Below are 23,732 nucleotides of genomic sequence, written 5' to 3' on the forward strand. Positions count from 1 at the left end.
TGTGAAACAGAACTCCCTGAAAGGATGGTTCAAGAGCGGCGCCCCCGGCGTCTGGATCAGCGGTGGCGCGGTGTCCATCGCGGTCATCATGACCATTGGCTTGCTGGCAGTGATTGCCGTGCGCGGTCTGGGCCACTTCTGGCCGGCGGACTTGGTGCACGCCAGTTATGACGTGCCGGGCCAGGCCAATCATTTGGTCATCGGCGAAGTGGTGCAGAAAGAAGAAGTGCCTCGCGAGCGCCTGAAAAGCGCGGGCCTGCCGGTGCCTGATGTCGGCCCGGAGTTCATGACCCGCGAGCTGATCAAGGTCGGCAACCGTGACTTGAACGGCAACGACTTCACCTGGATCGTCGGCGAGTGGCTGACGAACCAGAAGACGCCGCCAGAACTGATGACCATCGAACGTCGTGAGTGGGGCAACTTCTACGGTTACCTGGTCAACGTCAAAGAAGACGGCAAGGTGATCGCCGAAGGCGAGGCGGCGTGGCCGGAGTTGCAGGCTCGTGTCGATCGCGTCAACAAGCTCGCGGCACAGCTCAAGACCCTGGAGAAATCCGACATCGGCGCGATCAACGCCGGTCTGGAACGCATCCGTTTGCACGGTCGCAAACTGGAACTGGCCGGCAAGCTCGATGCCACGGCGCAAGCCGACATGGACGCAGAAAAGGCTGAGCTGAACGCCCGCTATCAGGACATCGAAGCGCGCCTCGGCGACCTGCACGCCCAGTTCAACCGCGACAGCCTTACCGCTCGTGATGCCAACGGCAAAGAGCTCGAAATCGGCATCGGCAAAGTGGTTCACGCCTACCAGCCGAACGCCATGGGCACCTTTACCAAGATCGGCTTCTACTTTGGCAAGGTTTGGGAATTCCTGTCCGACGACCCGCGTGAAGCGAACACCGAAGGCGGGATTTTCCCGGCGATCTTCGGCACCGTGATGATGACTCTGATCATGGCGATGATCGTGACCCCGTTCGGCGTGCTGGCAGCGGTCTATCTGCGCGAGTACGCCAAGCAAAACGCCCTGACCCGGATCATCCGCATCGCCGTGAATAACCTGGCGGGCGTTCCGGCCATCGTTTACGGGGTGTTCGGCCTGGGCTTCTTCGTCTACGTACTCGGCGGCTCGCTGGACCGGATCTTCTTCCCCGAAGCCTTGCCGGCACCGACCTTCGGTACACCGGGCCTGCTCTGGGCCTCGCTGACACTGGCATTGCTGGCGGTGCCGGTGGTGATCGTGGCCACCGAAGAAGGCCTGGCGCGGATTCCTCGCACCGTGCGTGAGGGCTCGTTGGCCCTCGGCGCGACCAAGGCTGAAACCTTGTGGAAGATCGTGCTGCCGATGGCCAGCCCGGCGATGATGACCGGCATGATCCTCGCCGTGGCCCGCGCCGCCGGTGAAGTGGCGCCGCTGATGCTGGTGGGCGTGGTGAAACTGGCGCCGTCGCTGCCGGTGGACGGCAACTACCCGTACCTGCACCTTGACCAGAAGATCATGCACTTGGGCTTCCATATTTATGACGTCGGCTTCCAGAGCCCGAACGTCGAAGCGGCCCGACCGCTGGTGTACGCCACGGCGCTGTTGCTGGTGCTGGTGATCGCCACGTTGAACCTGTCGGCCGTGTACATACGCAACCACCTGCGCGAGAAGTACAAAGCGCTGGATAGTTAAAGGTCGGCGCGGACCTTGTGGGAGCGGGCTTGCTCGCGAAGCTTTTGGCGGCCGTGAGGGCCCCTTCGCGAGCAAGCCCGCTCCCACAGTAGTCCGCGTCCAACCGAACATTTATTGGGCATGCCGCGAAGCGGTGGCCCGAACCGAATTTGTTAGCACAGGGAGCCTCCCATGCAGCACGAAGCACATACCCACGGCATCAACATGTCTGCCCTGGGCCGCGACAAACAGAGCCTGAGTCTCGAGCAGGAAACCGTGGCCATTGAAGTACCTGGCCTGAGCCTGTTCTACGGCGAGAAACAAGCGCTGTACGACGTCAGCATGAACATTCCGAAACAGCGCGTGACGGCCTTCATCGGCCCGTCCGGCTGCGGCAAGTCCACGCTGTTGCGCACCTTCAACCGCATGAACGACCTAGTGGACGGTTGCCGCGTCGAAGGCGCGATCAACCTCTACGGCAACAACATCTACCGCAAGGGCGAAGACGTGGCCGAGCTGCGTCGCCGGGTGGGCATGGTGTTCCAGAAGCCGAACCCGTTCCCGAAAACCATCTATGAAAACGTGGTCTACGGTCTGCGCATCCAGGGCATCAACAAGAAGCGCATCCTCGACGAAGCCGTCGAGTGGGCACTGAAAGGCGCGGCGCTGTGGGACGAAGTCAAAGACCGTCTGCACGAGTCGGCACTTGGCCTGTCCGGTGGTCAGCAGCAACGTCTGGTGATTGCCCGCACCATCGCCGTGGAGCCGGAAGTGCTGCTGCTCGACGAACCGTGCTCGGCACTCGACCCAATCTCGACGCTGAAAGTCGAAGAACTGATCTACGAACTGAAATCCAAGTTCACCATCGTGATCGTGACCCACAACATGCAACAGGCCGCGCGGGTTTCCGACTACACGGCGTTCATGTACATGGGCAAACTGGTGGAATTCGGCGACACCGACACCTTGTTCACCAATCCGGCGAAGAAGCAGACCGAAGACTACATCACCGGTCGTTACGGCTAGGAAGCTGTTGTTGCTCACTGAACTGACGCTGCGGTCCACCGCACCTTACCGGACGCTCCAAGGACGCCAACATGATTAGCAAAGAAGGCCTTACCCATCACATCTCCGCGCAGTTCAACGCCGAGCTCGAGGAAGTGCGCAGCCACCTCCTGGCCATGGGCGGGCTGGTGGAAAAGCAGGTCAACGACGCGGTGACCGCGCTGATCGAGGCCGACTCCGGCCTGGCTCAGCAGGTGCGCGAGATCGACGACCAGATCAACCAGATGGAACGCAACATCGACGAAGAATGCCTGCGCATCCTGGCCCGTCGTCAGCCGGCGGCGTCCGACTTGCGTCTGATCATCAGCATCTCCAAGTCGGTGATCGACCTGGAGCGCATCGGTGACGAAGCGACCAAGATCGCCCGCCGCGCCATCCAGTTGTGCGAAGAAGGCGAAGCGCCACGTGGTTATGTCGAGGTGCGCCACATCGGCGACCAGGTACGCAACATGGTGCGCGACGCGCTGGACGCGTTTGCCCGTTTTGACGCTGACCTGGCATTGTCGGTGGCGCAGTACGACAAGATCATCGACCGCGAATACAAGACCGCCCTGCGTGAGCTGGCGACCTACATGATGGAAGATCCACGCTCTATCTCGCGGGTCTTGAGCATCATTTGGGTGCTGCGTTCCCTGGAGCGGATCGGCGACCACGCGCGCAACATCTCCGAGTTGGTGATTTACCTGGTGCGCGGCACCGATGTGCGACACCTTGGCCTCAAGCGCATGAAAGAAGAAGTTGAAGGCACAAGTGGCGAAACCGCTAATGTTCCGGGCAAAGCTGACGATAAGTAAGATTGCCTGAGAAAAGCGCCCGGCCCTTTGGCTGGGCGTTTTTGTTTGCGGCGAATGAATTCGAAAGCAGCACCCGCGAACGAAAAGTCCCGGCGTGACTGAAGGTTTTTGGCAATGTGCCATCAGCAAAGCGGTATGCTTGCCGGGATTTTTTAAAGGGGTTGTGGATGAGTAAGGTCAGTGTGTTGGTCGTGGACGATGCGTCGTTCATTCGTGACCTGGTGAAGAAGTGCCTGCGCAACTACTTCCCGGGCATTCGGATCGAAGATGCGGTCAACGGCAAGAAGGCTCAGGCGATTCTGGCGCGTGAAGCGTTCGACCTGGTGCTGTGTGACTGGGAGATGCCGGAAATGTCCGGCCTGGAACTGCTGACCTGGTGCCGCGAGCAGGACAACCTCAAGACCATGCCGTTTGTGATGGTGACCAGCCGTGGCGACAAAGAGAACGTGGTCCAGGCGATTCAGGCCGGCGTTTCCGGTTATGTCAGCAAGCCGTTCACCAACGAGCAACTGCTGACCAAGGTCAAACAGGCGCTGAACAAGGTCGGCAAGCTCGACACCTTGATGAACAGCGCGCCGACCAAGATGAACTCGGCGTTCGGCAATGATTCGCTGAGTGCTTTGACCGGTGGCAAGGCTGAAGTGGTCGGTGCTGCCCCCGTCAACCCGTTCGCCAAACCTGTCGCCGCTGCGCCAGCCCCGGCGGCCGCGCCGTCCCGTGGCCTGCTCAACAGCCCGCCGGTCAAGGCACCGGCTGCATCGGCCGCACCTGCCGGCGGACGTGGTCAGGGCCAATTGCGTCTTTCGAGCGGCACTCAAGCCTGCGTGATCAAGGCCCTGAGCCTCAAGGAAGCGCTGCTGGTGGTCAAACGCACCGACATCCTGCCGCAAGTGCTCGAAAGCGCAGTGCTCGACCTGGAGCAGGGCGACAACGCCGAAACCGCGCGCCTGAACGGCTACCTGCACGCCATCGTCGCCCACGAACCCAAGCCCGACAGCGACTGGCTGCAACTGACCTTCCGCTTCGTCGATCAGGACGCACAGAAGCTCGACTACATCTCCCGCCTGATTGCCCGCGGTACCGCGCAGAAGCATTTCATTCCCGGCGCGTAATCTTCGTCGCCTGACAGTCCGCCTTCGCGGGCAAGCCTCGCTCCTACATTGGAATGCATTCCAAACGTGGGAGCGGGCTTGCTCGCGAAGGGGCCATCAAATTCACCGCACATCTCCCGAACATCCCATTTTGAAACATCTGCCGACTACCCAGGTCCATTGCACCTGCTAGGCTCCTTTCCAGGCCTTATTCGACAGACTCTTGCCCATGCTCGCGCGCCTGCTGTTTTTCTGTGGTCTTTTCATGGCCTCCACCTCGGCTGTGGCCATGACCATTTACAAATCCACCGATGCCAATGGCGTGGTCTCCTATAGCGACCGCCCCACGAAAGGCTCCCAGGTGTTTGTCTTTCGGGACCGGATGGTCGAGCACCTGGAGCGCCAGGTGTACCTCGACATCAAGAAGCAGAAAGGCGTGGACGTGGTGTTTGTGCGCAATGACCTGTATGCGCCGGTGGAGGTCGAGCTGAGTTTTGCCGGGTTGAGCAACGTCAAGGGGGCGCCGAGCCAGCCGATCCGCCGGGTCTTGCCGGCGCGCAGCAACTCGCGCCTGGCGCTGCTGACGGCGATTACCGGTGGAAAGCCGCTGGTGTATACCCCGAGCTTCCAATATTCCATGGGCGACCCTTCAGGCGCCGCTCAGAGCTATCGATATCCCTTCCCTTGGCGTGGTGGTCCGTTTCGCTTGAGTCAGGGCGCGAATGGCCAATACAGCCACTTCGGGGCCAAGAACCGCTACGCGATGGACATCGCCATGCCCGAAGGCACGCCGATCATTGCAGCGCGCGCCGGGATGGTGGTGAAGACCGAGAATGGCCAGAGCGGCCGTGGCAATGATCCGTCCGGCAATTTCGTGCGGGTGTTGCACGACGACGGGACCATGGGCGTGTACCTGCACCTCAAGCAAGGCTCGGTGAGCGTGCGCGAAGGTCAGCGGGTGGCGGTGGGTAGCGCGTTGGCGTTATCGGGCAACACCGGCAACAGCAGCGGGCCGCACCTGCATTTCGTGGTGCAGCGCAATACCGGGTTGGGGTTGGTGTCGATTCCGTACCAGTTCAATCAACCGGTGGGGGCGTTGCCCAACTTTGCGTTGGGCAAGCAGTGAAGGCGATGAGATCAATTGTGGCGAGGGGGCTTGCCCCCGTTGGACGGCGGAGCCGTCCCAAAACCATGAATGCGGAATGTCAGGGACTATGCGGTTGAGGGGTTTGGGGGCCGCTTCGCAGCCCAACGGGGGCAAGCCCCCTCGCCACAAAGGCCCGCCGACAATCAATCCAGCATCAACACCTTGGCCAAAATAATCTTCGGCCCTTTCATCTTCTTGATGATGATGCGCAGACCTTCGACTTCCAGCACTTCTTCCTCTTCCGGCACCCGTTTCAGGGTTTCGTAGACCAGCCCGGCGAGGGTTTCGGCTTCGATGTGGTCCAGGTCGATGCCCAGCAGGCGTTCAACCTTGAACAGCGGCGTATCGCCCCGCACCAGCAACTTGCCCGGCTGATACGCGAGGATCCCGCGTTCGGCCTTGCGGTGTTCGTCCTGAATGTCGCCCACCAACACTTCCAGCACGTCTTCCATGGTCAGGTAGCCGATGATGTTGCCGTCGGCTTCCTCGACCACGGCGAAGTGCGAACCGCCCTTGCGGAACTGTTCCAGCAATTGCGACAGCGGCATGTGGCGCGAGATGCGTTCCAGCGGACGGGTCAGCTCGGCCAGGTTGAACGACTCGGGAATGTGGTCCAGAGCCGCCAATTCCAGCAGCAGGTCCTTGATGTGCAGCAGGCCGACGAACTCCTGGCGTTCGCTGTCGTACACCGGATAACGGCTGAACTTGTGACGACGGAACAGCGCGAGGATTTCCTTGAGCGGCGCGTTGAACTCCAGCGTCACCAGGTCTTCCCGGGAATTGGCCCAGTCCACCACTTCCAGCTCACCCATTTCCACCGCCGAAGCCAACACACGCATGCCTTGGTCGCTCGGGTCCTGGCCACGGCTGGAGTGCAGGATCAGTTTCAGTTCTTCACGGCTGTAATGGTGCTCGTGATGCGGGCCGGGTTCGCCCTGGCCAGCAATGCGCAGGATCGTGTTGGCGCTGGCGTTGAGCAGGTAGATCGCCGGGTACATCGCCCAGTAGAACAAGTACAGCGGCACGGCGGTCCAGAGCGACAGCAGCTCCGGTTTACGGATCGCCCACGACTTGGGCGCCAGTTCACCGACCACGATGTGCAGGTACGAAATAACAAAGAACGCGGCGAAGAACGACACGCCCTTGATCACTTCGGCCGACTGCACGCCGACGGCTTCAAGGATCGGTTCGAGGATGTGCGCAAACGCAGGCTCACCGACCCAGCCAAGACCCAGCGAGGCGAGGGTGATACCCAACTGGCAGGCCGACAGGTACGCATCGAGCTGACTGTGCACGGTGCGCAGGATGTGCCCGCGCCAGCCGTTTTTTTCAGCGATGGCCTCGACCCGGGTCGAGCGCAGTTTGACCATGGCAAATTCCGCCGCAACGAAAAATCCGTTGAGCAAAACCAGGATCAGAGCAAAAAGAATCATGCCGAAGTCGGCGAAGAGTGTCGCGAGGGTCAAGCCAGGGGATGGGTCCATGATGGAGTTTTGCGGATTCCGTGTATTCAAAAAAAGGGGAAATGCAGTGCCTGAAGGGCAGGCACAAGTCAGCCAATGTAGCGGCTGACTCGGTGATTGCCTAGTGGCGAGTGCTGGCCGGTATCAATCGGCCGCATTGATCAGTTGGGATTTGGTTACCTGGGCCGGTGCGAAATGGCAGGTAAAGGTACTGCCATGCCCCGGCACGCTGCTGATTTCCATGCGCGCGCGGTGACGCAGCAGCACGTGTTTGACGATCGCCAGCCCCAGCCCGGTGCCGCCAGTGTTGGAGTTGCGGCTGGAATCGACGCGGTAGAAACGTTCTGTCAGGCGCGGCAGGTGTTTGCTGTCGATGCCGATCCCGGAGTCCTGCACGCTCAAGTGCGCGCCTTGATCATCGCCCCACCAGCGAATGCGGATATTGCCTTCGGCCGGGGTGTATTTCACCGCGTTGAACACCAGGTTTGAAAACGCGCTGCGCAATTCGGCTTCGCTGCCCTTGAGCAGAATCGTCGCATCGGCTTCCAGGGTGATGCGCTGATTCTTCTGGGCGGACAACTGCTGGGCGTCGCTCTTGATCGATTTCAGCAAGCTATCGATGACCACCGGCTGGTTGTCCGACGGGTAATCCGTGGCTTCAAGCTTGGCCAGCAGCAGCAAGTCATTGAGCAACGTCTGCATGCGCCCGCCCTGTTGCTGCATTTGCTGCAAGGCGCGGGTCCAGCGCGGGTTCACTTCCTCGACGTTGTCGAGCAGGGTTTCCAGGTAGCCGCAGATCACGGTCAGCGGCGTGCGCAATTCGTGGGAAACGTTGGCGATGAAGTCTTTGCGCATTTGCTCCAGTTGATGAATGCGCGTCACGTCGCGCACCAGCATCAGGTGTTCGTTGTTGCCGTAGCGGGTGATGTACAGCTGAATGCGCAGGCGATCATTGGTCGGTGAAGGGATTTCCAGCGGCTCGGCGTAACTGTCCTGTTCGAAATACTCCTTGAAGCGCGGATGCCGCACCAGGTTGGTCACCGGTTGGCCGCTGTCTTGCGGAGTCTTGAGACCGAGCAGGGTTTCGGCGGCGCGGTTCCACCATTCCAGGTTGCCGTCGCTGTCGAGCATGATCACCGCGTCTTTGAGCGCGGCGGTGGATTCCTGGACCCGGTCGATCACCGCTTGCAGGCGCCCGCGCACGCGTTGATCGCGGCGTTGCAGGTGGTAGATGCTGTCGAACACTTCGCCCCACAGGCCATAGCCATCGGGCGGTGCTTCATCGGGTTTGTGCAGGCGCAGCCATTCGTGCAGGCGCAGCAGTTGCTTGAGGGTCCAGGCCAGGTAAAGACCCAGGCCAGCCGCGAGGCTCCAGCCGTAGTAGCCGGAAATCAGGCCGATCACCAGGCAGGCGGTGACCAGCAACAACATGTGGCGAATCAGCGTGCCATGCCAGTTTTGGTTCAAGGGGGGCGTCCTAGCGCAGCTCCAAGTTTCAAGCCGCAAGCTTCAAGTCAGCGCGGCTCTGCTTTCGCTTGCCGCTTGTAGCTTAAAGCTTGCCGCTGCTTTTATGCCTTTGTGGAAAACCGGTAGCCGGTGCCGCGCACGGTTTGTACCAGATTTTCGTAGGCATCGCCGAGGGCTTTGCGCAGGCGCCGGATGTGCACGTCGACGGTGCGTTCTTCGACATACACGTTGCCGCCCCAGACCTGATCCAGCAACTGGCCACGGGTGTAGGCGCGTTCCTGGTGGGTCATGAAGAATTGCAGCAGACGGTATTCGGTCGGGCCCATCTCGGCGGGTTTGCCGTCGATGGTCACGCGGTGGCTGATCGGGTCCAGCAACAGGCCGCCGACTTCGATCGGGGTCTCACCGTCGGTCGGGCCGGCGCGGCGCAGTACGGCTTTGAGGCGCGCGACCAGCTCACGGGGCGAAAACGGTTTGGTGATGTAGTCGTCGGCGCCGACTTCCAGGCCCTGGATCTTGTTGTCCTCTTCGCCCTTGGCGGTGAGCATGATGATCGGGATGTCCCCGGTCAGCTCGTCGCGTTTGAGGCGTCGGGCCAACTCGATGCCGGAGGTGCCGGGCAGCATCCAGTCCAGCAGGATCAGGTCCGGCTTGCGGTCGACGATGATGGCATGCGCCTGCTGGGAGTTCTCCGCCTCCAGGCAGTCATAGCCGGCCATTTCCAACGCAACGGCGATCATTTCGCGAATGGGCGCTTCGTCGTCGACGATCAGAATGCTCCTGCCAACCATGCCTTAATCCTCTTGTCATTTAACTGTCTTGCGCCGCATTAGATAACGGAATTATTGCAGTCGTGTGACAGTATTTTAGTCGCACGGCGATTGTCATGATCCTGAACTAAGCTCTAAGTCCGAATCCTGACAACCACAAAAGGAAGGTTTCCATGAAGCAATACTCGCAATCCTTCAAAGCCCTGATGCTGACTGCGGTCCTGGCTTTGCCGACAATGGCCTTCGCTGCCGAGCCCGTCATGATGAAAGACGGCGTGATGGCAGACCATAAGGGCATGACCCTGTACACGTTCGACAAGGACACTGGCGGCAAGTCGGTGTGCACCGGACAGTGCGCGGAAAACTGGCCGCCATTCAAGGCGGAGGCGGGTGCCAAGGCTGAAGGTAAATGGTCGGTCGTCAAACGCGACGACGGCACGATGCAGTGGGCCTACGACGGCAAGCCGCTTTACTACTTCATGAAAGACAAAAAACCGGGCGACAAGGAAGGCGACAAAATGAAAGACGTCTGGCACGTCATCACCAACTCCGGTCCGAAGATGTAGTAACTGGCGATGTCTGTGGCGAGGGAGCTTGCTCCCGCTCGAGGGCGCAGCACTCGCAGATTTTCGGGTCCGCTTCGCGGCCCAGCGGGAGCAAGCTCCCTCGCCACAGGGCTTTGTGTTTTTCAACGCAACGCGTAATCCAGCACAATCCCCACAAAAATCGCCAACCCCGCCCAGTGGTTGTGCAAAAACGCCTTGAAGCAACGCATCCGGTCCTTGCCACGGGTGTACCAGAACTCCCAGGCAAAACAGCCCGCCGCCGCCAGCAAACCCAAGTGGAACCAGCCGCCGAGCTGGAATTTTGATCCGGCCAACAGCAAACAGCCCAGCGCCAATCCCTGCAACGTCAGAATGATCACCCGGTCCGCATCGCCAAACAGAATGGCGGTGGATTTCACGCCGATCTTCAAATCGTCGTCACGGTCAGTCATGGCGTAATAGGTGTCGTAGCCGACGGTCCACAATAGATTGGCAATCCACAGCAACCACGCGGCAGCCGGCAGCTCACCAGTCTCGGCGGTGAACGCCATCGGCATCCCCCAGGAGAACGCCGCGCCCAACACCACTTGCGGGTAATAGGTGTAGCGCTTCATGAACGGGTAACTGAACGCGAGCGCCAGGCCACCCAGCGACAGCCAGACAGTCGGCGCATTGGTGCACAGCACCAGCAGAAAACTCACGCCCATCAGCAGCGCAAAAAACACCAACGCTTCTTTTGAGCTGATCTTGCCGCTCACCAGTGGCCGCTGTTCGGTGCGCTTCACATGGCCATCGACTTTGCGGTCAGCCCAGTCATTGATCACGCAACCGCCGGCGCGGGTCAGTACCACACCGAGGACGAAAATCACGACGTTGGCCAATGACGGCGAGCCCTTGCCGGCAATCCACAACGCCCAAAGTGTCGGCCACAGCAGCAGGTAAATACCGATCGGCTTGTCCATGCGGGTCAACTGAATGAAATCCCAGGCCCGGGGATTCAAGCGGTTCAGGGACTTGAGCAGGCTGGTGTACATCAGCAGTTCTCCGGATGGGCGCGGGTGGCGAGCCACAAGGTCGGCAGGAAAATCTCAGCCACCAACACGCTCAAGGCTCCGCGATTAAAACGTGAGCGACGGCCCCACAGCTCCGGTGCGCGTGACTCCAGCGGCAGCCATTCCTGAGGATAGTGGCAAACCTCGATGGCCTGGCGCTGGAACGCCTGATCGCAGAACAGCAGTTCACCCAGCGAGCGGCTGCCCAGTTCGTCCATGTGCAGGCCATCACCTTGCAACGCACTGCGCGCCGCAACGCTGCGGGCGAACACCCAGGCCTGGCCAGCGCCGCGCAGATACACCTCGCGCACCCAGCCTTCGCTGCCATCGGCCAGGTCAAGCGCGGCACATTCGTCGTCGCGCAACGCTTGCCAGCCTTCGAACAACGGCGTGACGCTGAAGCGATCATTCGACAGACGGATCAAGCGTCGGGTCAGCGAGCCTTCGTCGAACAGCCAGTCGAGGGTAGAGCTGTCGGGGAGGGGGGCGAGTCGGTTTTGGGTGAGCCAGAACGGGGCTTTTGAGTGCGGCACAGTGAGTCATTATTGGCAGCAAATGAGGCGGCGAGCTTACCATGTCAGCCGGCGATTTTGATTGAGCCGGCCTGTTGCTGCGTCGAACAGGCTTGCATCTGCCGGGTTCGATCAGTACAAAACGCCCTGAGCCGGACGGCAACGCTTTACCCATCGACCGTTCGCGCCGGAAAAAGCCTGAATCCTGAGGAAGTAACCGAATGAAAAAGTGGCAATGTGTGGTCTGCGGCCTGATCTATAACGAAGCCGACGGCTGGCCGGATGACGGCATTGCACCGGGCACTCTGTGGCAGGACGTACCGGAAGACTGGCTGTGCCCGGACTGCGGCGTGGGCAAGATGGATTTCGAAATGATCGAAATCAACTAAGACAAAAAGAGGAGTAAGGCATGAACGCACCTGTCGTGATCGTCGGTACCGGCCTGGCTGGCTACAACCTGGCCCGGGAGTTTCGCAAACTCGATGGCGAAACCCCATTGCTGCTGATCACCGCCGATGACGGGCGCTCTTACTCCAAGCCGATGCTCTCCACCGGTTTCGGCAAAAACAAGGATGCCGATGGCCTGAGCATGGCCGAACCCGGCGCCATGGCCGAGCAACTGAAGGCCGAAGTACGCACCCATACCCGCATCAGCGGCATCGACCCAGGCCACAAACGCCTGTGGATCGGCGAGGAGTCGGTGATCTATCGCGACCTGATCCTGGCCTGGGGTGCGGAAACCGTGCGGGTGCCAATCGAAGGCGACGGCGCTGACGCGGTGTTCCCGATCAATGATCTGGAAGACTACGCGCGCTTCCGTGCCGCTGCGGCGGGCAAGCGTCGGGTGTTACTGCTCGGTGCCGGCCTGATCGGCTGCGAATTTGCCAACGACCTGATCCTCGGCGGTTACGAGGTGCAACTGGTGGCGCCGTGCGAGCAAGTCATGCCGACCTTGCTGCATCCGGCGGCAGCCGCTGCGGTGCAGGCCGGGCTGGAAAGCCTCGGTGCGCGCTTCCACCTCGGGCCGGTACTCAATCGCCTGCAACGTGTGGCGAACGGGCTGGAAGCGCACCTGTCCGATAGCCAGGTCATCCCGTGCGATGTGGTGGTCTCGGCCATCGGTTTGCGTCCACGAATCGACCTGGCGGCCGCAGCGGGCGTGCAGGTCAATCGCGGCGTCGTGGTCGATCGTCACCTGAAGACTTCTCACGCCAATATCTACGCCCTGGGCGACTGCGCCGAGGTCGATGGGCTGAATCTGTTGTACGTGATGCCCCTCATGAGCTGTGCGAGAGCGCTGGCCCAAACCCTGGCGGGAAATCCTACAGCGGTGAACTACGGCCCGATGCCGATCACCGTGAAAACCCCGGTCTGCCCGCTGGTGGTTTCGCCGCCGCCACGGGGCACCGAAGGCGTCTGGACGGTCGAAGGGCAGGGCGCCGACATCAAGGTGCTGTGCCGTGATGGCTCGGGCAAATTGCTCGGTTATGCCCTGACAGGCACGGCGGTAATGGAAAAACTCGCGTTGAACAAAGAGCTTCCGGCCCTGCTGGCGTAAATACTGGTCGTTCTGTCGGAATCACCCCGCTTTTGCCCCTACAAACGTCGCGCCGAGACTGGCGCGGCTCTTCCGTGCGTGCCATCCTCACTCCCGTCTGCCGCAGAGTAGAGCACCTGCGGCGCCTTGGGCGCTGTTCCAACGAGAACAGCACGGACATAACAACAAAAAACCGTCAAAGGGGCTTCACTAATGCGTAAACCAGAACTCGCCGCTGCAATCGCTGAAAAAGCAGATCTCACCAAAGAGCAGGCCAACCGCGTTCTCAACGCCGTTCTCGAAGAAATCACCGGCGCTCTGCACCGCAAAGACAGCGTCACGCTGGTGGGTTTCGGCACCTTCCTGCAACGCCATCGCGGTGCCCGCACCGGTAAAAACCCGCAAACCGGTGAGCCTGTGAAAATCAAGGCCAGCAACACCGTCGCCTTCAAACCAGGCAAATCGTTGAAAGACAGCGTTAATCCGTAATTGCGGCGAACTCCCTGAATAACGGGGAGAACCGTATTGAAAAATGGGCCTGCCGATTAATCGGAGGTCCATTTTTTATGGGCGTTGCCTTCTGTTTATATGAAGAGCGTGTTGTGGACTGATTAATACACACTGGAAACAAAGTGCGCCGGAGTTGCCCTTGGTATCGCCAAGGAATTCAACGCTATATAAAAGTGCCATCACAGCGATGGCACTTTTTAAGTTGGCTGTTGTCTTTCATCGTTTTGTTCATAGATGCCTGCAACCTTTCAGACATTTCCTACATTTATCATTTTTTATTCTTGTCATGCTTTGCGCCCGGCTCATGGACCGAATCATCAATGGTTGCTGGGGATTTGAGGAACGGCTCTGGATCAATGGTTGCAGGGCGCCTGCTGGGCAGATGAAATATTAATCTGACATCAGGGGAGTCCCTTAGAGATATAGGGATATCTCCTACGTGAAACAGAGAACACTTCGTCTTGTTGTTTAATCGGATGCTTGCTAGTGGCCATCATAGTGATTACGATGCGCCCACTTGCAAGAGCACGAACTCAATTGGATGAGAATCATCGCAGCTCTTTGATACTGTCCACCGCCGTTGAAACTCCAATTGGCGTGTGACCGTAATCCTAATTAAAGGCCATGGATGTCCTACTCAAGCAAACTTTCCGCCCATTACCTTGATCTCGCAAAAGCCTCTGTTTCCAAAGAGAATTTCGCGGGCGAGGATGTTCGCTTTTCGAGCGAATACGAGGCCTTGGAAAGCGAGCTCGCCAAAGCCCAATCGATGCACGAAGCCGGTCAGATCGACTGGCTGAAAATCCGTGAAAACAGCGAAAACCTGCTGCGCACCCAATCCAAGGATTTGCGCGTCGGCGCCTGGCTGACCTGGGCTTTGTACCAGCGTGAATCCTTCCAGGGCCTACTGGCCGGCCTCGGTTTGCTGCACCACTTGTCGGAAAATCACTGGGCCGAAGTTCACCCGAACAAGGCGCGCACCCGTGCCGCGGCCATCAGTTGGTTGGTGCCGCGTCTCGAGCAGGTGCTGACCGAAAAAGTCGCGATCAAAGAGCAGTTGCCGATGTTCCGCCGGATGGTGGAACACCTCGAAGGCCTCGATGCCGCGTGCACCGAGCACCTGGGCGACGACGCGCCGTTGCTGCTGCCGATTTCCCGTCGCCTGAAAAACATGGTGCAGCGCGCTGCCGATAATCAGCCGGAACCCGGCGTGGTGGGGGCCGCGGTCGCTCAGGTCAAACAGGCCGCGACCCAGCTGTTCACCCCCGGCGCACCGATCGACAACGAAAAAGAAGCCCACAAGGCCCTGCGCGCCCAGCAGGAAAATGCCCGTCCGCTGTGCGCCTGGTGGCTCAAGCAGAAAGCCACCGACCTGCGCGCCCTGCGCCTCAATCGTACGCTGCTGTGGTTGCCCATCGACGCGGTGCCCGAGCGCAACGCCGAGCAGATCACCATGTTGCGCGGCTTGCCGGCGGACAAGCTCAAGGCCTATCAGGATCGATTCGACCAGGCCAAATACGCAGACCTCTTGGTGGAACTGGAGGCGAGCCTGGCGAAGGCGCCATTCTGGTTCGATGGCCAGCGAATGGTCTGGGAATGCCTTCAAGGGCTGAACGCCGAGATGGCAATGCGCGAAGTGGAAATCCACTTCGCGCTTTTGGTTCAGCGCCTGCCCGGCATCATCGAATTGCGTTTCCATGACGGCGCGCCTTTTGCCGATCCGGCCACCCGCGCCTGGGTCAGCGCCCACGTCATGCCGCACCTGCAAACCGCCAGTGCGCCGCGCAAGGTTGAAGTCGCTGACAACCAGCCTGCCTGGGAAGTGGCCCTGGAAGAAGTCCTGCCGATTTTGCGCAAGGACGGCCTCAAGGCCGCCGTGCAAATCCTCAAGCAGGGCCTGCAAGGCGCCCAAGGCGGGCGGGCACGATTTTTCTGGCAGTTCGCCCTGGCGCGGCTGTGCTTCATGGCCAAAAAGTACGAACTGGCCAGGACCCAACTCGAAACACTGGACCAAACATTACAGGACTCAGGCCTGAACGCCTGGGAGCCCGATCTTGCGCTGGAAGTGCTGCATTTGCTGCATAGCTGCTGCGAGTTGTTACCGCAGAACCATGCAGTGCGTGAACGCAAGGAAGAGATTTATCGCAGGCTGTGCCACCTCGATCTCGAAGTGGTACTCGAATAGGCCCCAGGGCCACAACCGCAAGGAGAAAAGCCATGGCCAAAGAAGGCTCGGTAGCCCCCAAGGAACGCATCAACGTCACCTTCAAACCCGCCACTGGCGGTGCTAATGAAGAGATCGAACTGCCGTTGAAACTACTGGCAATCGGTGACTACACCCACCGCAAGGACGAACGCAAAGTCGAAGATCGCAAGCCGATCAGCATCGACAAAATGACGTTCGACGAAGTGCTGGCCAAGCAAGAGCTGAGCCTGACGTTGAACGTGCCAAACCGTCTTCAGGAAGAAGGCAGCACTGAAGAGCTGGGCGTACAACTGCGTGTCAACTCGATGAAGGACTTCAACCCGGCCAGCCTGGTCGATCAAGTGCCTGAGCTGAAAAAACTGATGGAACTGCGCGACGCGCTGGTGGCCCTCAAAGGCCCGCTGGGTAACGCGCCTGCGTTCCGCAAAGCCATCGAAGGCGTTCTCGCCGACGACGAATCCCGCGGTCGCGTACTGGGTGAGCTGGGCTTGAACGCCGCAGCCCAGGACGCCTGAGTCTCTATCAGCCAAGGAAGCCAACACAATGAGCACTAGCGCAGCACAGCAAAAGAGCAAAGAGAATGGCGAATACAGCATTCTCGACAGCATCATCGCCGAAACCCGCCTGACGCCGGACGACGAAGCCTACGACATCGCCAAGCGCGGCGTGTCGGCGTTCATCGAAGAGCTGCTCAAGCCGCAGAACAACGGTGAGCCGGTCAAGAAGGCCATGGTCGACCGCATGATCGCCGAGATCGATGCCAAGCTCAGCCGCCAGATGGACGAAATCCTGCACCACCCGGACTTCCAGTCCCTGGAATCCTCGTGGCGCGGCCTGCAGTTGCTGGTTGATCGCACCAACTTCCGCGAAAACATCAAGATCGAAATCCTCAACGTCTCGAAAGAAGACCTGCTGGACGATTTCGAAGATTCGCCGGAAGTGATGCAGTCGGGCCTGTACAAGCACATCTACACCGCTGAATACGGTCAGTTCGGTGGTCAGCCAGTCGGCGCAATCATCGCTAACTACTACATGTCCCCGAGCTCGCCGGACGTGAAACTGATGCAGTACGTGTCCAGCGTTGCCTGCATGTCCCACGCGCCGTTCATCGCGGCTGCCGGCCCGAAATTCTTCGGCCTGGAAAGCTTCACCGGCCTGCCGGACCTGAAGGATCTGAAAGATCACTTCGAAGGCCCGCAATTCGCCAAATGGCAGAGCTTCCGTGAGTCGGAAGACTCCCGTTATGTTGGCTTGACCGTGCCGCGTTTCTTGCTGCGTAACCCGTACGACCCGGAAGAAAACCCGGTCAAATCGTTCGTGTACAAAGAAACCGTCGCCAACAGCCACGAGCACTACCTGTGGGGCAACACCGCCTACGCGTTCGGCACCAAGCTGACCGACAGCTTCGCCAAATTCCGCTGGTGCCCGAACATCATCGGCCCGCAGAGCGGTGGCGCGGTTGAAGACCTGCCGTTGCACCATTTCGAAAGCATGGGCGAAATCGAAACCAAGATTCCTACGGAAGTCCTGGTTAGCGACCGTCGTGAATACGAACTGGCCGAGGAAGGCTTCATCTCCCTGACCATGCGTAAAGGCTCCGACAACGCGGCGTTCTTCTCCGCCAGCTCGGTGCAGAAGCCGAAGTTCTTCGGCATCAGCGCAGAAGGCAAGGCTGCAGAGCTGAACTACAAGCTCGGCACCCAACTGCCGTACATGATGATCGTCAACCGCCTGGCTCACTACTTGAAAGTGCTGCAGCGCGAGCAACTCGGTTCGTGGAAAGAACGTACCGACCTCGAGCTGGAACTCAACAAGTGGATCCGCCAGTACGTGGCCGACCAGGAAAACCCGAGCGCCGAAGTGCGTGGCCGTCGTCCGCTGCGTGCAGCCCAAATCATCGTCAGCGATGTTGAAGGCGAGCCTGGCTGGTACCGCGTCAGCCTGAACGTGCGTCCGCACTTCAAGTACATGGGTGCCGATTTCACCCTGTCGCTGGTTGGCAAGCTGGACAAAGAGTAAGCGGAGCCTAACTCATGACTGGATACGGCAGCCTTTTCGAACGCCTGGGTGGCGACGCGGAAAAACGCGTCGGCTGGAGCCGCGAGGTCTCCGCCATGGCGTCCGTGGCTGCCCATCTGGCCAAGATGCTCAGCACCCGTGCGGGCAGCGTGCAAACGCTGTCCGATTACGGGCTACCCGATCTCAATGACATGCGTCTGAGCCTGCACGACTCTCTGAGTCAGGCCCGTCTGGCCATCGAAAATTTCATCGAAGCCTACGAGCCGCGCCTGAGCAATGTGCGTGTCATCTCCCTGCCGCGTGATCACGATCAGCTTCGCCTGTCCTTCAGCATCGAAGGCCTGCTGGAAGTTGATGGTTTCAAGCGTCAGGTCAGTTTCGCCGCGCGCCTGGATGGCAGCGGTCAAGTGAAGGTCAACTAAGGAGATCCGTATGCCTGGCAAACCCGCAGCACGTGTATCCGACCCGACCGCTTGCCCGCTCCCCGGCCACGGCACCAACCCGATCGCTGCCGGTTCCGGCGACGTGTTCTTCGACGGCCTCCCGGCCGCCCGCCAAGGCGATGCCTCGGCGTGTGGTGGTGCGATGGTCGGCGGGTTGGCGACGACCGTGTTGATTAACGGTAAAGCGGCGGCGACCGTGGATTCCGTCGGGACCCATGGCAACAAGGTTACGGCGGGTTCCGGGACGGTGATTATCGGGAATTCGCATTCGGCGGCACCGTTCTCCGGGATTATCGCGAGCGCCCTTGGGGCTGTAGTCGCGGCACTGGTTCCGGAAGCCAGCGCCGATGAAAAGAAACTCGATTACCGGCTGAAGCTGAAGTCCGGCGGCAACTCGATCCTGACGCCGCTGGAGGTCCCGGATTACGATGAAATCAAAAGCGGCGCCACGAAAAACCGTGAGCTGATCGACTTCGTTATCGACAACCGCAAGGCTGCGGCCGACACCGTGAAGCTGGAAGTGCTGGACGGTGAAAAACTGATCTACGCCGAAGCCAACACTGCGCCGTTCCTGCCGAGCGGGGAGCATCCATGGCAGTGGGACGGCTACGACACTGCCGGCATTCTCGATACCCGCGTACTGAAAAGCCCGAACCTGAAAGTGCGTCTGACTGCGACTCAGGGCGGCGAACAACAGGTCACCGATCTGAAGCTTGAGTGTTCGGCGCAAGAAGTGAAGTGGGTGGATGTGCGGGTTGATCGGAATGCGAAAACGGTTGATGTGGTGTTGCGGCCCAAGTTTTCCGATGGTGGTTCGACAGGTTCTGTCGCGGGCGCACCGCACACACCGTATGCAACCCTGGAAGGCTTTGCCAAAGAAGGCATTGAGCGTTACTGGTCGCGCGATGGCAGCCGAGGGCAGGGCATCTCAAGCGGTATCACAACTGGCAAGGGTGTTTACAAGGTCAAGGTGAAGGCTGACGTTAATGCCCAGCCTGCGGCCGGCAACTTTCCTCTCGTCGACAACTTGTCGAAAGAGGGTGGTCGCTCTACCAGTCTGGCGCTGTTTCGCAAGATTCATCACAACATGGGCATGTACTACGCGGCCGCTGTAAACAGCGGACTGAGCGGTATCGCCTCTGCCACGAGCACCGCTAACGACGACTTCAAATACACCGCCGCGCATGAGTTTGGGCATTTCATCCTGAACGAATATGGCGGTGGCGTGATCCCGATGTATTCCTGGACCCATAAGGATTCTTCGACGCTGGGGCAAAGCATTAAGCCCGATCATCCTGAGCCGACGTCCGGTGAAATCGATGTCATGAACTACTACAGCGGTTATCGCTCCGTTGATTTCTTCAGCCGCGTTGCTGCTGCCGAACAAGACGTAAAAAGCCTGCTGTGGCTGGCCAGGGTCGAATTCGATGATTAATTTCGCCGGCTCCAGCCTGCTTTTTGTCTCAATGACCAGCTACGCGGCACAACAGGTTTACAACAACCATGTGTATGTCGAGAACCGCTGCGGTCAGCCCTTGGAAATGAAAATTTCCAACAGCTCCAACATGCATTCGCTGGAACGCAACGTGACATCCGCCGCGGGTTCCCGGGCGCTGGTTGCGAGCTTCGCCTCTTATGGCGAAGACGTGATCGAGCAAATCCCGGCCAACTATTCGCTGAAAATCACCGATACCGTCGGCAGCAAAGTGATTGACGGCGCTCAGTTGAAACAGCGCTTGAACGGCGTGGAAAAAATCAGTGACGGCACTCAGCGTGAGTGGACGATCAACGATCCGTCGGTGTGCCCATGAAACTGCCAGGGATGATCAAGTACACCGGCTGCGCCGCCCTGCTGTTCCCGCTGACGGCTTGCACTTCGCAGCAGCTCTACCGTGACGAAATCTATCTGCAGAACAGCTGCGCCACCCCGCTGACGCTAAAGGTTTCGCACTTTTCAAACTGGGGGCCGGCTGTTGGCGATTACGTAACGCCGGTCGGCGCCCGGCAAATTATCGGCAGCTATATCTCGTACGAAAAAGAATCAGTGGTACGGATTGCCGATGACTACGAACTGCTGATCAACACCACTCATGGCTCGAAAGTCATTCATGCGCCGGCATTAAGAACGGCGCTGGAAGGCAAAACACCGGTGAGACAAGGTGATGTCAGTTCATGGACGATCGCTGACGGTTCTTTTTGCCCAACCGCACAGCAGGGCAATCAGTAAATGACGAGCCCCTCCAAAGGTGTTTTTCAGTGATCAGCCCGAACCGTCGCCAATTCCTGGTGATCGCCCTCTGGGTTCCGCTAGCCATTATCGTCCTCGGGGCGCTGATTGATCAGGCGTACGGCCGCACGACAGTGCTGTTGTTTGAAACGTACGCGTTGGTCTACGGCATTCCCGCCTACTTCGTTTTTGCCCTGTTGCAAATGCGTGGCCTCGGCGGCAAAACCGAACAGCAGTTGCTCAAGCGCGTCTGGCTTGGCCCTTTGGTACTCAGCCCTTTCTACCTCTTTGCGTGGGTGCCCTACGGGTTGGTACAGATGATCGGCGGCGCCTCCGATGGTGTTGCAACGATGTTCATCGGGCTGAATTTTTTGCCGTTCCTGCTCATCGCGGGTTACGTGGTTGCTGGCTTGACGGTCGCGCTCTACAGGACAGTTTTTTCATGAGATTTCATACCAGGCAGGTAACCCGTGTCCTTTAACCACTACTACCAAAGCGAACTCACCGCACTTCGCCAGTTGGGTCGTCGATTCGCCGAGCGTAGCCCGGCGTTGGCGCCTTTCCTGGGTCAGGCCGGGCGGGATCCGGACGTGGAGCGGTTGCTTGAGGGCTTCGCCTTCCTGACCGGGCGCCTGCGCCAGAAGCTTGATGATGAGTTGCCGGAACTCAGCCATTCGCTGATGCACCTGTTGTGGCCCAACTACATGCGGCCGCTGCCGGCGTTCAGCATTTTGCAGTTCGACCCATTGAAGCGCTCGGGTCCTGCGTTAATGGTCGAGCGCGATACGCCGGTAGAAAGCGTGCCGATCGACGACGTGCGCTGCCGTTTCCGCACCTGCTACCCGACCGAAGTCTTGCCGCTGGATTTGGCCGCGCTGAATTACTCGGTGAAGGGCGACGGTTCGCTGTTGAGCCTGCGTCTGGAAATGAGCGCCGACGGTCACCTCGGCGAGCTGGAGCTGAGTCGCTTGCGTCTGCATTTTGCCGGCGAGCGCTACATCAGCCAGATGCTCTATCTGAGTCTGCTGCGCAACCTGGAAGGCATCGAGCTGATCCCGCTGGACGGCGCCGGCAAGCCGATCAAAGGCGTCAACGGCACGCCAATGGCGTTCAAGATGCCCGGCGACCGCGTGCAGCCAGTGGGTTTTGCCGAAGAAGAAGCGTTGATTCCGTATCCGCTGAACACCTTCCGTGGCTATCGCTACTTGCAGGAATATTTCGCCTTCCAGGACAAATTCCTGTTCGTCGATATCAACGGTCTGGACCTTCTCAAGGCCTTGCCGGAAGACACCCTCAAGCAAGTGCGCGGTCTCGAATTGCGCTTCGACATTCGCAAGAGCGGCATCCAGCGCCTGCGTCCGACCCTGGACAACGTGAAGCTCTACTGCACGCCCATCGTGAACCTGTTCAAGCACGATGCACTGCCGATCCGCCTCGACGGCAAACAGGATGAATACCTGCTGCTGCCAGCGGAGTTCGATCTGGAAAACTGCGGCGTGTTCTCCGTGGAAACGGTGACGGGCTGGAAGCCGGGCGGTCTCGGTTATCAGGAATACGTGCCGTTCGAATCCTTCGAGCACGACCCGAGTTTCGACGTGCCCAACAGCCGTCCGCACTACAGCATCCGCCAGCGTTCGTCTTCGTTGCATGACGGCCTCGACACCTACCTGAGCTTCGGCATCCGCCACACCGAAGCCCACGAAACCCTGTCGATCGAGCTGATGTGCACCAACCAGAACCTGCCGCGCAAGCTCAAGCTCGGCGACATCAGCCAGGCCTGCGAAGAGACGCCGGAGTTCCTGAGTTTCCGCAACATCACCCCGGCCACGCCGAGCTACGCGCCACCGCTGAACCGTGACTTCCTCTGGAAGCTGATCAGCAACATGTCGCTTAACTATCTGTCCCTGGCCGACGTCAACGCGTTGAAGGTGATTCTCGAAACCTACGACTTGCCGCGCTACTACGACCAACACGCTGAAAAAGTCAGCAAGCGCCTGCTGGGCGGGCTCAAGTCGATCAAGCACCAGCACGTCGATCGACTGCACCGAGGGTTGCCGGTACGCGGCTTGCGCACCGAGCTGACCATCGACCCGGAAGGGTATATCGGCGAGGGCGACCTGTTCGTTTTCGCTTCGGTTCTTAACGAGTTTTTCGCGCTTTACGCCAGTCTCAATTCGTACCACGAGTTGCGCGTAAAAAGCACACAGGGAGAGGTGTACCAATGGACACCACGTATGGGCCTTCAGCCGCTGCTTTAAGCGGACTGACCCGAGGAATACGCGAGTACTCGCTGTTTCAGGCCGTGCTGCTGGTGGTTGACCGGCTGCGCGAGGCCCACCCGCACCTGAGCCAGGACGATTTGTACGACCAGCTGGAATTCCAGGCCAACCCGAGCCTGGGTTTCCCTGGCAGTGACGTCGATCGCGTGGAGTTTTTCACCGAGCACGGGCACCTGCGCGCGCGTATGCGTTTCAACCTGATCGGCCTGGTCGGTTCCGGTTCGCCGCTGCCGGCGTTCTACGGTGAACAAGCCCTGGGCGACAGCGAAGACGGCAATCCGACGCGACACTTCCTCGACCTGTTCCACCATCGCCTGCAACGGCTGATGCTGCCGATCTGGCGCAAGTACCGCTACCGCGCCAGCTTCGAGAGCGGCGCGCTTGATCCGTTCTCGGCGCAGTTGTTTGCGCTGATTGGCCTGGGCGGCGAAGAGATCCGCAAGGCCCAGGAACTGAACTGGAAACGCCTGCTGCCGTACCTCGGCCTGCTCAGCTTGCGGGCGCACTCGGCGGCACTGATCGAAGCGGTGCTGCGTTACTACTTCAAGCACGCTGAACTGACCATCGAGCAGTGCATCGAGCGTCGTGTGGAAATCCTCGACGAGCAGCGCAATCGTTTGGGCCGCTCCAACAGCATGCTCGGTGAAGACCTGGTGCTCGGCGAACACGTCCGCGACCGCAGCGGCAAGTTCCGGATTCACATCCGCGAACTCGACTGGCTGCGCTTTCACGAATTCCTGCCGATCGGTTTCGGCTACCAGCCGCTGTGCGCGCTGGTGCGGTTCACCCTGCGTGACCCGCTTGATTACGACATTCGCCTGGTGCTGCGCCAGGAAGAAATCCGCGAACTGCGAATCGGTGAGCAGAACGCCTGTCGCCTGGGATGGACCAGTTGGCTCGGCCGCGAAAAAGCGGACGGCGTGGTAACCCTGGGCAGCAAAATTCATTAAGGAC

At 59.6% G+C, this 23,732-nt stretch carries 23 protein-coding genes and 1 pseudogene; 19 read left to right on the forward strand and 5 right to left on the reverse strand.

What is annotated here, in order from left to right:
- Position 1 precedes the first annotated feature (1 nt).
- The 5 genes from pstA (at position 2) to NK667_RS27980 (ending at position 5,727) form a co-directional block, all read left to right on the forward strand.
- Complete coding sequence (gene pstA, locus NK667_RS27960; protein ID WP_054048331.1) at positions 2-1,672, forward strand: phosphate ABC transporter permease PstA; 1,671 nt, start codon at positions 2-4, stop codon at positions 1,670-1,672.
- Positions 1,673-1,843: 171 nt separating this feature from the next.
- Positions 1,844-2,677: a phosphate ABC transporter ATP-binding protein PstB gene (gene pstB, locus NK667_RS27965; protein WP_007934504.1), complete on the forward strand. Its 834-nt coding sequence runs from the start codon at positions 1,844-1,846 to the stop codon at positions 2,675-2,677.
- A 71-nt stretch (positions 2,678-2,748) separates the two neighbouring features.
- Entirely contained in the window at positions 2,749-3,510 is a 762-nt protein-coding gene (gene phoU / locus NK667_RS27970) for a phosphate signaling complex protein PhoU (RefSeq protein ID WP_008150055.1), read from the forward strand.
- A 167-nt stretch (positions 3,511-3,677) separates the two neighbouring features.
- Positions 3,678-4,622: a response regulator gene (locus NK667_RS27975; protein WP_054617068.1), complete on the forward strand. Its 945-nt coding sequence runs from the start codon at positions 3,678-3,680 to the stop codon at positions 4,620-4,622.
- Positions 4,623-4,830: 208 nt separating this feature from the next.
- Entirely contained in the window at positions 4,831-5,727 is an 897-nt protein-coding gene (locus NK667_RS27980) for a peptidoglycan DD-metalloendopeptidase family protein (RefSeq protein ID WP_054048334.1), read from the forward strand.
- A gap of 164 nt (positions 5,728-5,891) precedes the next feature.
- On the opposite strand, the gene NK667_RS27985 is transcribed toward NK667_RS27980, so the two are convergent.
- The 3 genes from NK667_RS27985 to phoB all read right to left on the reverse strand — a co-directional run bounded on the left by NK667_RS27985 (position 5,892) and on the right by phoB (position 9,469).
- Positions 5,892-7,232, reverse strand: coding sequence for a hemolysin family protein (locus NK667_RS27985; protein ID WP_054048336.1), 1,341 nt, complete (start codon positions 7,230-7,232; stop codon positions 5,892-5,894).
- Positions 7,233-7,355: 123 nt separating this feature from the next.
- Complete coding sequence (gene phoR / locus NK667_RS27990; protein ID WP_236708664.1) at positions 7,356-8,642, reverse strand: phosphate regulon sensor histidine kinase PhoR; 1,287 nt, start codon at positions 8,640-8,642, stop codon at positions 7,356-7,358.
- A gap of 137 nt (positions 8,643-8,779) precedes the next feature.
- Positions 8,780-9,469 carry a phosphate regulon transcriptional regulator PhoB gene (gene phoB, locus NK667_RS27995; protein WP_008150066.1) on the reverse strand — a complete coding sequence of 230 codons (690 nt, stop codon included), beginning with the start codon at positions 9,467-9,469 and terminating at the stop codon, positions 8,780-8,782.
- Between the two features lie 152 nt (positions 9,470-9,621).
- Here phoB and NK667_RS28000 point away from each other — a divergent pair, with 152 nt between their 5' ends.
- Complete coding sequence (locus NK667_RS28000) at positions 9,622-10,014, forward strand: COG4315 family predicted lipoprotein (protein WP_054048340.1); 393 nt, start codon at positions 9,622-9,624, stop codon at positions 10,012-10,014.
- 122 nt (positions 10,015-10,136) lie between these two features.
- Here NK667_RS28000 and ubiA read toward each other — a convergent pair whose 3' ends face one another.
- Positions 10,137-11,027, reverse strand: a complete 891-nt coding sequence (ubiA, locus tag NK667_RS28005; RefSeq protein WP_054048342.1) for a 4-hydroxybenzoate octaprenyltransferase — start codon at positions 11,025-11,027, stop codon at positions 10,137-10,139.
- Positions 11,027-11,578, reverse strand: coding sequence for a chorismate--pyruvate lyase family protein (locus NK667_RS28010; protein ID WP_054617066.1), 552 nt, complete (start codon positions 11,576-11,578; stop codon positions 11,027-11,029). The genes ubiA and NK667_RS28010 overlap by 1 nt, the downstream gene beginning before the upstream one ends.
- A gap of 200 nt (positions 11,579-11,778) precedes the next feature.
- Between NK667_RS28010 and NK667_RS28015 the strand changes: the two genes are divergently transcribed.
- From NK667_RS28015 to tssG, 13 genes and pseudogenes are all read left to right on the forward strand, one after another.
- Entirely contained in the window at positions 11,779-11,946 is a 168-nt protein-coding gene (locus tag NK667_RS28015; RefSeq protein WP_007954349.1) for a rubredoxin, read from the forward strand.
- Between the two features lie 20 nt (positions 11,947-11,966).
- Positions 11,967-13,115, forward strand: coding sequence for an NAD(P)/FAD-dependent oxidoreductase (locus NK667_RS28020; protein ID WP_054617065.1), 1,149 nt, complete (start codon positions 11,967-11,969; stop codon positions 13,113-13,115).
- A gap of 192 nt (positions 13,116-13,307) precedes the next feature.
- Positions 13,308-13,583: an HU family DNA-binding protein gene (locus tag NK667_RS28025; protein ID WP_003213368.1), complete on the forward strand. Its 276-nt coding sequence runs from the start codon at positions 13,308-13,310 to the stop codon at positions 13,581-13,583.
- Between the two features lie 649 nt (positions 13,584-14,232).
- Positions 14,233-15,789 (forward strand): type VI secretion system protein TssA, encoded by a 1,557-nt coding sequence (gene tssA, locus NK667_RS28030; RefSeq protein WP_054048355.1) that lies wholly within the window; start codon positions 14,233-14,235, stop codon positions 15,787-15,789.
- Between the two features lie 32 nt (positions 15,790-15,821).
- Entirely contained in the window at positions 15,822-16,325 is a 504-nt protein-coding gene (tssB, locus tag NK667_RS28035; protein ID WP_054048357.1) for a type VI secretion system contractile sheath small subunit, read from the forward strand.
- Positions 16,326-16,353: 28 nt separating this feature from the next.
- Positions 16,354-17,829, forward strand: coding sequence for a type VI secretion system contractile sheath large subunit (gene tssC / locus NK667_RS28040; RefSeq protein WP_054048359.1), 1,476 nt, complete (start codon positions 16,354-16,356; stop codon positions 17,827-17,829).
- Between the two features lie 14 nt (positions 17,830-17,843).
- Positions 17,844-18,251, forward strand: coding sequence for a type VI secretion system baseplate subunit TssE (gene tssE / locus NK667_RS28045; protein WP_054048360.1), 408 nt, complete (start codon positions 17,844-17,846; stop codon positions 18,249-18,251).
- Between the two features lie 10 nt (positions 18,252-18,261).
- Positions 18,262-18,555: pseudogene (locus NK667_RS28050) on the forward strand (PAAR domain-containing protein); the annotation flags it as partial.
- Positions 18,556-19,699: 1,144 nt separating this feature from the next.
- Complete coding sequence (locus NK667_RS28055) at positions 19,700-20,083, forward strand: hypothetical protein (RefSeq protein WP_054617063.1); 384 nt, start codon at positions 19,700-19,702, stop codon at positions 20,081-20,083.
- Between the two features lie 11 nt (positions 20,084-20,094).
- Entirely contained in the window at positions 20,095-20,499 is a 405-nt protein-coding gene (locus NK667_RS28060) for a hypothetical protein (RefSeq protein ID WP_054617062.1), read from the forward strand.
- Positions 20,500-20,528: 29 nt separating this feature from the next.
- Positions 20,529-20,945 carry a hypothetical protein gene (locus NK667_RS28065; RefSeq protein WP_054048368.1) on the forward strand — a complete coding sequence of 139 codons (417 nt, stop codon included), beginning with the start codon at positions 20,529-20,531 and terminating at the stop codon, positions 20,943-20,945.
- 24 nt (positions 20,946-20,969) lie between these two features.
- Positions 20,970-22,757: a type VI secretion system baseplate subunit TssF gene (gene tssF / locus NK667_RS28070; RefSeq protein ID WP_054617061.1), complete on the forward strand. Its 1,788-nt coding sequence runs from the start codon at positions 20,970-20,972 to the stop codon at positions 22,755-22,757.
- Entirely contained in the window at positions 22,721-23,728 is a 1,008-nt protein-coding gene (gene tssG / locus NK667_RS28075; protein ID WP_054617060.1) for a type VI secretion system baseplate subunit TssG, read from the forward strand. The genes tssF and tssG overlap by 37 nt, the downstream gene beginning before the upstream one ends.
- Positions 23,729-23,732: the final 4 nt, after the last annotated feature.

Origin of the sequence: Pseudomonas nunensis (genome assembly GCF_024296925.1) — a bacterium.
Taxonomy (GTDB): Bacteria; Pseudomonadota; Gammaproteobacteria; order Pseudomonadales; family Pseudomonadaceae; genus Aquipseudomonas; species Aquipseudomonas nunensis.